The organism is Priestia sp. P5_B4, assembly GCF_056400385.1.
Map to the genome: position 1 here is coordinate 1 of NZ_JBFULJ010000078.1, position 11,262 is coordinate 11,262.

The 11,262-nt window shown below is 39.7% G+C and carries 8 protein-coding genes; all 8 read right to left on the bottom strand.

Annotation, left to right across the window (positions count from 1 at the left end; translation table 11 throughout):
* Nucleotides 1-451: 451 nt before the first annotated feature.
* The 8 genes from purU to AC1DRF_RS10010 all read right to left on the bottom strand — a co-directional run bounded on the left by purU (nucleotide 452) and on the right by AC1DRF_RS10010 (nucleotide 10,954).
* Nucleotides 452-1,354 (bottom strand): formyltetrahydrofolate deformylase, encoded by a 903-nt coding sequence (purU, locus tag AC1DRF_RS09975; protein ID WP_427075173.1) that lies wholly within the window; start codon nucleotides 1,352-1,354, stop codon nucleotides 452-454.
* Between the two features lie 284 nt (nucleotides 1,355-1,638).
* Nucleotides 1,639-3,444: an IucA/IucC family protein gene (locus tag AC1DRF_RS09980; protein ID WP_477740670.1), complete on the bottom strand. Its 1,806-nt coding sequence runs from the start codon at nucleotides 3,442-3,444 to the stop codon at nucleotides 1,639-1,641.
* Nucleotides 3,441-4,598 (bottom strand): MFS transporter, encoded by a 1,158-nt coding sequence (locus AC1DRF_RS09985; RefSeq protein WP_377572535.1) that lies wholly within the window; start codon nucleotides 4,596-4,598, stop codon nucleotides 3,441-3,443. Before AC1DRF_RS09985 ends, AC1DRF_RS09980 begins: the two co-directional genes overlap by 4 nt.
* Nucleotides 4,599-4,601: 3 nt before the next feature.
* On the bottom strand, nucleotides 4,602-5,891 hold the full coding sequence (locus AC1DRF_RS09990) for a lysine N(6)-hydroxylase/L-ornithine N(5)-oxygenase family protein (protein WP_427075175.1): 1,290 nt from the start codon (nucleotides 5,889-5,891) through the stop codon (nucleotides 4,602-4,604).
* Nucleotides 5,870-6,463: a GNAT family N-acetyltransferase gene (locus AC1DRF_RS09995; RefSeq protein ID WP_477740671.1), complete on the bottom strand. Its 594-nt coding sequence runs from the start codon at nucleotides 6,461-6,463 to the stop codon at nucleotides 5,870-5,872. Before AC1DRF_RS09995 ends, AC1DRF_RS09990 begins: the two co-directional genes overlap by 22 nt.
* The gene (locus tag AC1DRF_RS10000; RefSeq protein WP_477740672.1) at nucleotides 6,460-7,911 is read right to left on the bottom strand and encodes an IucA/IucC family protein; all 1,452 of its coding nucleotides are present in this window, start codon (nucleotides 7,909-7,911) and stop codon (nucleotides 6,460-6,462) included. The genes AC1DRF_RS09995 and AC1DRF_RS10000 overlap by 4 nt, the downstream gene beginning before the upstream one ends.
* A 156-nt stretch (nucleotides 7,912-8,067) precedes the next feature.
* Nucleotides 8,068-9,588 (bottom strand): pyridoxal phosphate-dependent decarboxylase family protein, encoded by a 1,521-nt coding sequence (locus AC1DRF_RS10005; protein ID WP_477740673.1) that lies wholly within the window; start codon nucleotides 9,586-9,588, stop codon nucleotides 8,068-8,070.
* A 1-nt stretch (nucleotide 9,589) separates the two neighbouring features.
* On the bottom strand, nucleotides 9,590-10,954 hold the full coding sequence (locus AC1DRF_RS10010; protein WP_477740674.1) for a diaminobutyrate--2-oxoglutarate transaminase: 1,365 nt from the start codon (nucleotides 10,952-10,954) through the stop codon (nucleotides 9,590-9,592).
* Nucleotides 10,955-11,262: the final 308 nt, after the last annotated feature.

Consider the following 11,262-nt stretch of genomic DNA (forward strand, 5'->3'; position numbering starts at 1 on the left):
GTTCAAGATATTGTTTCACTTCCGACACTTCCTTTATTAAAAAGTCCTTTTCTATTGTATAAGTGTTCACGAGCTAAGTAAACAACTAAATCTCAGCTCATGCAGAAAAGTTTTTTATCATTTAGATACGCAATTCCCCTAGAAAAAACAAGAATGAGACCTAACAAAATCAATTAAATAATCGCTTATGACACCGCGGTTGATCTCCGTGCAAGACTTGGCCGATGAGCCTCCTCGTCGCTTACACTTGCGGGGTCTCATCTGTTCCGCTTTTCCCAGAGGAGTCTTCGCCTTGCCTCCAATCAACCGCTAGAAGCAACTAAACAGATGAAATCTACGTTTACCATGACCATAAAAAAAATCCGAACGAATTTCATTCTCTTTCAAGAATCTCGATTCATCGTTCGGATCTTCCTTCGGCTAAACTACTTTTTCAACAGCTTAGTCTTTGTTAATTGAATACAATTGTGCGGTTTTCATGCACTAAAATGCGGTCTTCTAAGTGCCATTTCACAGCACGTGCGAGCACCGTACGTTCAATTAAGCGGCCTTTTTTCTTTAAGTCATCCGCATCATCACGGTGGTTCACGCGTTCAATATCTTGTTCAATAATTGGTCCTTCATCCAAGTCGTCTGTTACATAGTGAGACGTAGCACCAATTAATTTTACACCTCGTTGATATGCGCGTTCATATGGACGTGCTCCAATGAATGCCGGTAAGAATGAATGGTGAATATTAATGATACGATACGGATTTTCCGCCACAAAAGTCGGCGTTAAAATTTGCATATAACGCGCCAAAATAATCACGTCAATATTATAATCTTTTAATACCTGCAGTTGTTTGGCTTCTGCTTCTTGGCGAATGTCTTTTGTCGCCGGTATATGCTTAAACGGTATACCGAATGATTCAACCACTTCGCGCGCATCTTCGTGATTGCTCACAACGACAGCGATGTCTGTCATCAAATCTCCGCTTTCCCATGCCCACAGCAGCTCTAGTAGACAATGAGGCTCTTTTGACACAAAAATAGCTGTTTTTTTCAAATTATGAGCATATGTAAACTGCCAGTTCATTAAAAATGTATCGGCAATTTTTTTGAAGCTTTCTTCTAGCTTTGCTTCTTTAGCTAATAAATCCTCACATTCAAATTCGAAACGGATAAAAAACATACCCCCTTCATGGTTCGTTGAATGTTGACTTGATTCTACAATATTTGCACCGTGCTCATGTAAAAACGTAGACACAGCGGCTACAATACCCGGTTTGTCCGGACAGCTAATTAGCAGCCGACCGCGATTTTTATATTTCTCTTTATATGAAGTTAAATGTTTTTGAATATGCGATTTCATGTAATTCCCTCTCTTTTTTTAAATATACAGACAATTGTACCATTATCCTTGTAGCGATGCGACATTGAAATAAGACTTTGACAAAAGAAAGCCGAAACGTTTGCTTCAGCTTGTGTACTTGTTGTTCTAACATCTACTCCATCAAATCGTTCATTCACTCACCTTTACGTTCTACACATACCTAAAATGAGTGTTTCCTAAAGTGCTGCAGCTCATCCCCTTCGCTTCCTGCTTTTGAATTAACCATAAAAAAGCCGCTACACAACACCAGCGGCTTTTCCTTATTATTGAACAGCTTTTTCACTCACCTCATGCAAGGCATTCCGTACCTTTCCATATTCGCTTGCGTGAGGACGATCTCCGTCATCTTCGTATCCGTAATCAAACATTCGATTTCGATTTAACGTTAATTTCGTAATGGTTGGACGTAATAAATCAAACAATTCAAATCGTTTTTTCAAATGTGGAAATGATGCTTGATAATGTAAAATTTCTGCTCGTACACTTTTCCAAAACTCCGCTTCTACTACGCCTTCATGCTCTTCTAAAATAGTCGCTAAATAGCGGAAGTGACAAACAAATAACCCTGTTAAAATAAACTGCGTCAGTCCTTCCGGCTCTTCGCTGCGCAACACTTCTTTCAATTCAAAAGATAGCTGCTGCAGTTCTTCAAACGGCTGATCGCTAATATTTACGTCGTCTACAAAATCTTTCATAATAATTCGAACGGGCTTGTTGTTTTTAAGCACCAGTACCGTATTTTGACCGTGCGGGGAAAATACAGTACCGTATTGATATAAGTAATGAAGAAGCGGCGGCAATACAGCGCTGGTTAACGCATCAATCCACTCGACAGGAGTTAAGCCCGACTTTTCTATATACGACGAAACTAAAGCTTTCCCTTTACTGTCAACATGTAAAAGCGCAGCTAGCGTAATCGCATGCTCTCCTTCTTCTAACTCTTGATAGATGCTTTCACGCCAAACGACTCCCAGCATTTCTAAATACTGATAAGGCGCGTTTTTAATAGAAGCAAACGTTGGCTGAGTTACGTTTAACGTAGCCACTTCACCTAAAAGTCCTACTTTGCACGTATCTTTTAAAAACGCATCGCGATCTCGTATGCCTTTTATGTGCTGAGTTACTTGAGGAGCAATTACCGTCCGCTCACTTGGAAGGCCTCTGTACACAAGCGTATTTAATATACTCATGGGAAGCTTTACATGATATTTACCTCGGTTTGTTGTATTCACAAATGTACGAATCGACTGCTGAGGAAAATATTGATCTTCACCTTCTCCTAACGGAATAATTAAATCATTTGCAATGTATTCAGCGAATAAAGGAACAATCACGTTCATCCACTGCCATTCATGGACGGGAATATAGTAATAGTTCGCTGCTAAAAGGTCTTGGCTTGTTAATTCTTTTTCAAATTCAGCTAGCGTCTCACCGCTTAGCTCCTGTTTCATAACATCATCGAAGCCGAGGGTATCTAATGAATGAAAAGAAGAAATTTGCTTCGCTACAGCAATCCATGAAAGCTGAATTTTTTGTTTTTGCTCAGGTGCAAACCGCAGATAATCATCATAGCCAAATCCGATACGCCCTTTGTTGTATGTAATCCAAGGATGTCCCGTCATTTCACCTTCTAGCTCCGCATAATCCATACCTGCTAATTCATCAGCTGATTTTCGATTTTGCAAATGCACGTCTGCTATTAATGTATGAAAATATTCTTTTGCTAAGTGACCTGCGGTTGAGCTAGACATTCCTTTGTCTTCAGATAAGCTAATTAACAGCTGCAAGGCCTCCGAAAATGTAGGGGTTGACGCTTTAGATGTCAGCTTAATACTTTCTGGCAGTATAGAAAAACTGTCAAACAATCGCTGTTTCGCTTGATATGTATATGTAACGCCTCGGTGGTCTTCCCATCGATACGTGGCAAGCGCCCCCTGCTTTTGCAGCTGTTTTGGCTCAATAATATTTTCATACATGAATTCCTGCAGCATTTTAGCTAAAAGCTGGCGATTTGCTTTTTCCCATGATTGCTTATTAAATACGGAAAGATTCGTTTCTTTGATTTTCATCCTTCATTCTCCTTTACTTGTCTTAGAATAGGGATTGTTTTATTGCGCAGCGGCATTACAGCGCTAGCAGCTAGCAAAGCAGCGGCACCAACTGCTAAAGGAAGCGCTAAATTTACTTTGCTGATTTCTAGTGCTAAAAGCGGTGCAATCAGCAGGGCAATATTTTGAACAGCAATAAGCCAGCTGTAATAGTAAGCAGCTCCTTCTTTGCTTTTTTGAAATAAATAGATATCAAGTATAACCATGCTGAGATAAAACCCGGCTCCATATAAAATTCGACTTATAATAAACATGCTGAGATGATCGGCATATGCTTGCAAACATAGCAGTAAAGCACTAGCACCCGTTACGCTATAAAAAAGCGGTATAACTTTTCCATTAAATAGCTTTGTAGGTATCGCAAGCTTTAAGACGATCGCCATAATGCTCGGCATCACATATAACAAAGCGCTGCCTTGACTGCTCATGCCATATGTGTCGCTTGTAAACAATGTAAAATACGGGCGAATGACATTGTGTCCAAGGTGAAAAAAGAAAATAGCCAGCAAATAGAAAAAAATAGGTTCGTTTATACTTTGAGTGTACGCTGGTGTTTTTTCTTTTTTAAAAGATGAAGCTTTTCTTGTTACGAGCCATACGGCCAGTACCATATCAGCTAAAGCAAAGTATTGATATACTTTAAGCGGCATTTCCCATGCAATAATCGCACTTCCAAACAAGCTAGCGACAATAATAGCCGTATGAACAATAAATACATAGGTTGTTGCAGCACTTGCCTTTTTCTGTCCATTTTTCATGCCGCCTACTAAATATGGGTATAAAAGATATAAACTGCTTTGAAACACAAGTAATACTAACGAAGTGGCTAAAAACCCATAAAAAGTAGAAACTTCACTCAGAATGACTTTAACTAAGGCTGTCATTAGAAGTGACGCTACGATTATATGTTTTACTTTCCACTTCTTAAGCAGCATTCCCCATAAAGGAGTCATAACAATGACCACAATCCGGCAGCAAATAATAAAAAAAGACGTCATTGCAACTCCATCTACATGGAAAGCACTTGTAAAATACTGCGGATAAAATGGTGATAATAACACTTCCGACGTCATGGTCATAAATAAACAGATAAAAACAAAGCGCGGAGAAATCATCTCTTAAAACCCAAACTTTTGGAAAACAGTATTTTTATATATTTTATACACGTTTTTACCTGCAATTTGATTAATCAAGACAGCATTGCGATAAGCCCCTAAACCTAAGTCTGGTGCTCCAACCCCGTGTGTATGAAGTTCTCCGTTTTGAACAAATAGCGGGGCGCCTTTTTTCTTCATCTCAACTTGATAGAGTTCATTAATTTTCAGCTGTCCTTTTTCATCAAACAGCAAATGTTCTTTTAAACCTTCCATAAAAGAAGGCTCTTTTGCATGATAGCCCGTGGCCATAATGACAATTTCACTTTCTTCTTTTTCAAACGAGGCCTGCTCGTATTGGTGAAGAGTAAGAAGATGTGTATCGTTTGTCTTTTCAACGCCTGCAAGTTCCGTAAGCGCGCGCATCATTAGCGGCACTTCTTTTCCTCCAATTGTTCGTTCGTAAATCAAATCATAAATATCACCGATCGTTTCAAAGCTTATTCCTTTGTATAAAAGAGCTTGATTTCGTAAAACGCCCTCTTTTTTCTCCTGGGGCAATCTGTAAAAATAGCGGGTATAATCAGGCGAAAAATGTTCAAGGCCAAGCTTTGAATATTCCATCGGATAAAATCCCTTTGAGCGCGTATACCAATTCAGCTTATAGTCAAACTGAGGCTGCTGTTGAAGTAAATCATAGACAATTTCAGCTGCGCTTTGACCAGAGCCAATTACGGTAATACTTTTAGCCTTCAGCGTTTGTTCACGATTCATTTTGTACTGAGCGGAGTGGTAGAACGTATCGCTGGCTGCTGATTGAAAGTCTCTTGGCACTACGGGCTGTGTACCTACTCCGGTTACAAGATGATAGCTGTAAAAGGTATGAAGTCTCCCTTCTTTTTCAACTATTACTTCGTAGTAAGGTTTAGCATCTTCATGCATTTTCACTTCTTTTACTGTGCTGTTAAATTCAAGCCCGCTCAGCTGGCTTGCTACCCAGCGGCAATAATGATTGTATTCGTTTCTTGGGATATGAAACTTCTCAAAGAAATAAAACTGATACAAGCGCTCATGCTCATGCAAATAATTTAAGAACGTGTATGGACTCTTCGGATCCACCATCGTGACCACGTCTGCCATAAATGGAACTTGAAGAGTTGTCCCTTCTAAAAGCATTCCTGGATGCCAATTAAACTCCTTTTTTTGTTCAAAACATTTATATGTACAATCTGTTTTATCAATTAAAGCTGCTAATCCTAAATTAAATGGACCAACTCCTACTCCAATTACGTCTAAAATGTCCCGTTGTTCCATTCGCTCCACCTTCTTTCAAATACTGTTCTTTCACATTTCAGCAGTACGCCTGTTTTATCAGGCAGCGACACTTCTTTCATAAATTGAAACCCGCATTTTTTAAATACTGCAATCATCTTTTCATTTCGTATATCTGGTTCCGCTATTACTTTAGCAGTATCTGCTACCTCGAACTTGTGCTTTAGTAAACTAAGAAGGAGCGGATAAATATAGCCTTTTCCTAAAAAAGCAGGTTCTCCAATTAATAAATGAATCCCTTGATCTCCTTTTTCATAAGAGTAATAGTTACTGATAATATCGCCGTCGACCGTATAAGATTCCCAATAGCTCATAGGTACACCGTCAATTTCTCCAATTAGCAGTTTTTGATGGGAATCAGCGAGAAATGTTTTTAAATGCTGCTCATACGCCTGTTTTGAAATATTTAAATTCCAATACGGAATAACATGCGGTTCATGCATCCACTTGTACAGCCGTTCGAAATCTTTTGCAAAAGAAACAGAGCGAAAGGTGATGCTCTGCTCCTTTTGCTGCATCATAAATGGATACTGCGTTTGTAATGCTGATTTCATACCCGTACACCTGCAGATTCGTACAGAGGATTTTCAACATTTACATAAACAGACTGCGTTTCAAGAGAGCCTACCAGCTCATCCATATCATGAACGCGCGTTAAGAAATTGGCTTTACAAGGAAGCACTTTCTCTTCTAACATCGATGAAACAAGCCCCGTATGATCTTTTTCTTTGTACCTCTCTATTTCTTGTCGCAGAATCAATAGCAGATCTGACTCTTGAACGAGGCCAGCTGCACCAAAAGCATTAACTAATCCTAAAATATGATTAAAAAATACGTAATAACGAAATCTTTCTTCTGCTACAGCATCATCACATACCGTATCGCTTTCTCCGTTTAAGGAAGGAAGCAGCTTGCGAAGCTCTTGTTCCTTTGATTTCATAAAGTAATAGCCTTGGTTGTCACGGTAGTAAAACACCGATGGATATCCGTTTTCATCAAGTTTAATAACGGAATTTTGCTGATGAGCTTCCAGCGCAATTCCTTTTTGAGTGTAAAGCCACATCATAGGATGAAAAGAAACATCTAAATAGCGTTTAAACCAGCGCTTGCTTATGTCTTCATTTGTGCTATTTTCACTTGAAGCAATATGATTAATGATATTTTCAATTTGAGAAGCTTTCCCAAACACATGATCTTGACACAAACTTGCTAAGAGTGTTGTACGGTTCCCTTGCTCACCTTGAAAAGGGTTGCTTCGAATCATGACTTCAAACCCAAGCTCCTTTTTTCCAAGCGTGATGTAAGCAGGATCTTCAATCACTTGAAAAGCCGGATGATTTTCTTGAAGCTCCGCCTGTAATCCTTCTTGCAATAAACGGCTTACTTCTACACCTCTGCTTAATTCTTTGCGTTTATTCACTCTCAGTGAATTCGTAATCTTCACCGGAATAGAAAATTTGTACATCACATCTGCATCTTCACTGTATACGGTTCGAACAGACGAAGTCGGATAAAACGGCTGACCGTGTGGCCCTAGATAAGCAAGCCGGCCTTTTTGAATCCATTCACACACTTCTTCTTTTCCTAAAAGATAACGAGCTTGCAGCGGATGCATAGGTATAAGTGAATAATCGTCCGCTTGGCAATACACCTGTATGAATTCTTCAGAAACCTTCTTATCTTTTTTCAACTGCTCTTTAATAAGCTGTGAAGCGGTTTGACTCTCGGCGGACTGTTCTGTAACAAGCGATTTATGTGCTCTAAAATAATGAAGATGAAATTTGCCGTTCACTTCAGGCCCAAACACCTTTTCTTCTTCAGGTAATATCCCTTGACGGCTTTTAGGTGTCGGATGCAGCTGGTGGCCAATAAGCAATGACTGCTCAGATTCTAAGAACGTTTTGTCCCATTTATAGCACGTTTCTAACTCTTTCTGTCTTTTTTCAATGAACAATTTCATATTTTCGTAGCTTAATAGTACACGTACAATTAGCTCATTCACCTGTAGTAAATGATCTGTTACTTCTTTTAAAAGAAAGGCTAAAAGAGTGACGACATCTAACTCCTTGAGCTCCTCTTTCTGAATGCGATAATAAAAGACCGGAAAGAACAAGTGCCGTCCGGTAGCTGAACGGTACTTTACTGGAAAGTAATAAAATTAGCCGATAACTGAGCGTTCACGTAATCGCTCCTCCTTTTTCTCCAACTCTTTTCCTAAAGCCACGACTTCCTCTAACTGAGTGGCAACAGAATCAACTGTAATCATAGGATTTAACATCGTTAGCTTTAAATAAGTTTGCTCTTTATGCTTTGTTTTTGCCATGATAAAAGTGCCTTTTTCATATAAATGCTGCTGAATACGCTGATTTAACTTATTTTCATAATGCTGCTGTTTTTGACAATCACTATATAAAGTATCTGGCACATAGCGAAATACAACCGCGTTCATATAAGGATCATTTAACACCGTAATATTCCTTTGCTTTCGTAAATGTTCAGCTGTCTGCTTAGCCGTTTCAATCGTATGATCAACCATTTTTCCATACTCATTTGTACCTACTGCACGGAAAGTCAGCCATAGCTTCAAGGCGTCAAATCGTTTGGTCGTTTGAATACTGCGATCTACCAAATGTACATGCTCATCTTCTTCGGGATTTAGATAATCTGCATGAAGCTGAATGTGTTTGAACATTGCTGAATTCTTCACTAGAAATGCGCCGCAGCTTACCGGCTGATAAAACCACTTATGAAAATCCATCGTAATAGAATCTGCTCGTTCAAGAGCTTTTAAGCGTTCACGATATTTATGTGAAAATAGCAGCGCTCCTCCATAAGCGGCGTCAGCATGAAGCCAAAGCCCTTCTTTTTTAGCTAGCTTACTCATTTCAAAAAGAGGATCTACGCTTCCAAAATCCGTCGTGCCTGCCGTTGCTACAACAGCAAAAGGAAGGTTTCCCTGGGCTTTGACTTCCCGTATTGCTTCTTCTAAATTTTCTATATCCATCTCGTGCCTTTCATTGCACTTTACACTCACCACTGCATTCATGCCCAGTCCAAGCTGAGCTGCAGATTGCTGCACCGTAAAGTGGGCTTTTTCGGAGCAGAAAATCCGCAGTTTTTTAGCTTGAAGCGGTAAACCTTCTTCACTAACATCAATGGAAAATGCAGCATGACAATATTCATTACGAGCAAGCAGAAGGCCCATATAATTCGACTGAGTCCCTCCGCTTGTAAAAACGCCGGAAGAAGAGCTTGGATAACCAATTTGTTGTGTTAACTCATCAATCACTTGATCTTCTATATACGTAGCTGCCGGACTTTGATCCCACGAGTCCATAGATTGATTCAAAGCAGAAGTCATCACTTCCGCAGCAAGGGCCGGTATAATCGGAGGACAATGCAAGTGCGCCATTGCCCCGGGATGCGAAATATGAAGCGAATGATCCAGCACTACGGCTTGTACGTCATCAAACAGATCTTCTAGCGGCTGTTCGTGTTCGCTAAAATAGACCGAACGATTGACTAAGTTCGATAGTTCGTCAACGTCTATGTGAGTATAAGGGGATTTTAGTTCCTGGTAGTGACGTTTAATCATCTCAGTCATTCCGCCTATCATCGCTTCATAATTCTCGAGGCTTTCTTTGGATGATGATAAAAACCACTTTTCAAACGGCGCCATTTTATTTATTCACCCACTTCTCTTCTGCTGCTTTTATCGCTTCTTCAAATCTTGTTAACACTTCATCGGTTTGTTGTTTCGTTAAAATTAATGGAGGAAGCAGACGAATAACAGCACCATGTCTTCCACCTACTTCTAAAATGACGCCTCTGTCGAAACATTCTTTTTGGATCAGCTTAGCTAACTCACCGTTTGCAGGATGACTGCCGATTTTATTAGCCGGCTTTGTTGCGTCTATGATTTCAATGCCCAGCATCAAACCTCTTCCGCGTACATCACCAATTGAGAATACTTGCTTTTGAATATGCTTTAGCTGACTCTGAATATAAGCTCCTAATTCATGAGCATGTGCAGGTAAGTTTTCTTGTTTTATAAATTGCAGAGTGGCTTGTCCTGTAGCCATCGCAAGCTGATTTCCTCTAAAGGTGCCGATATGTGCACCCGCTTCCCATTGATCCAGCTTTTTATCATATAGAACGACTGATAAAGGAAGGCTGCCTCCAATTGCTTTAGATAGCACTAATACATCCGGTTGAATATCAGCGTGCTCAAATGCATACAGCTTTCCTGTTCGTCCAATTCCAGTTTGAACTTCATCGACAATAAGCGGAATGTTTCGTTCTTTTGTGATTCTGCGAAGCTCTTTTAACCATGGAATCGGCGCCGGAACAGAGCCTCCTTCTCCTTGTACAATTTCTACTACAACACCCGCCGGAGTAACAATTCCGCTTTCAGGGTCATCCAGCATATTTTCAATGTACGTACTAATGTACGTGTGACCTTCAGCACCTACGCCAAACGGGCAGCGATATTCATATGGATAAGGTAGAAAATGGGTATCGGGCACTAGCGCATGAATATGCTTTTTGGGACTCGTTGTACCGCTGATGCTTAACGTTCCGTGCGTGGAGCCGTGATATCCCCCTTGAAAAGATAAAATCGTTCGGTTACCTGTTGCTGTTTTTACAAGCTTCAAAGCCGCTTCAATTGCGTCTCCTCCAGTTGGACCGCAAAACTGTATTTTCGCTTTGTTTGCAAATTGTTCTGGCAAACTAGCAAATACTTCATCGATAAAAGCTTCTTTCACAGGCGTTGTTAAATCTAATGTATGTAAAGGAATAGATTTTGCTAAAACGTCTTGTATTGCTTCATGGACTACGTAATGGTTATGACCCAGAGCAAGCGTGCCGGCTCCTGCTAAACAATCAATATATTCTTTTCCATCCATATCCGTGATTACGGCGCCTTTTGCWTGTTTAATTGCAATAGGAAGGCGTCTAGGATAAGACCTTGCATTGGATTCACGTTCATTTTGCATAGCAAGCAGCATTTCGTTTGATGTAAGTTGTTTCGTTGACGTTGACATATCATATCCTCCTGTTTATTCAATTGATAATGATTTTCATTAACAAATACAACAATAAATGATAATGATTATCACTGTCAATGATTATTCTGAAAATATGAAATTATTCCTATTTCACTCTAAAGTCGAAAAAACACAGCATTTCTCTTATGTATCAAGGATTCACAGGGTTTTATGATGTTTTCCATTTAGGGAAAACTATGTAATAAGTCCCTTTCTATTTCCAAATAAAAAAGTGCTACAATTTCTTGTAGCACTTCTGTTACTTTTGTTTATTCATCGTCTCTTTTGCAGCTTTTACACTCCTT

Bases quoted from the DNA above. Each gene is read 5' to 3' on its own strand.
- purU (WP_427075173.1), bottom strand. From the start codon at position 1,354: ATGAAATCGCATATTCAAAAACATTTAACTTCATATAAAGAGAAATAT.
- AC1DRF_RS09990 (WP_427075175.1), bottom strand. From the start codon at position 5,891: ATGGAACAACGGGACATTTTAGACGTAATTGGAGTAGGAGTTGGTCCA.
- AC1DRF_RS09980 (WP_477740670.1), bottom strand. From the start codon at position 3,444: ATGAAAATCAAAGAAACGAATCTTTCCGTATTTAATAAGCAATCATGG.
- AC1DRF_RS09985 (WP_377572535.1), bottom strand. From the start codon at position 4,598: ATGATTTCTCCGCGCTTTGTTTTTATCTGTTTATTTATGACCATGACG.
- AC1DRF_RS09995 (WP_477740671.1), bottom strand. From the start codon at position 6,463: ATGAAATCAGCATTACAAACGCAGTATCCATTTATGATGCAGCAAAAG.
- AC1DRF_RS10005 (WP_477740673.1), bottom strand. From the start codon at position 9,588: ATGGCGCCGTTTGAAAAGTGGTTTTTATCATCATCCAAAGAAAGCCTC.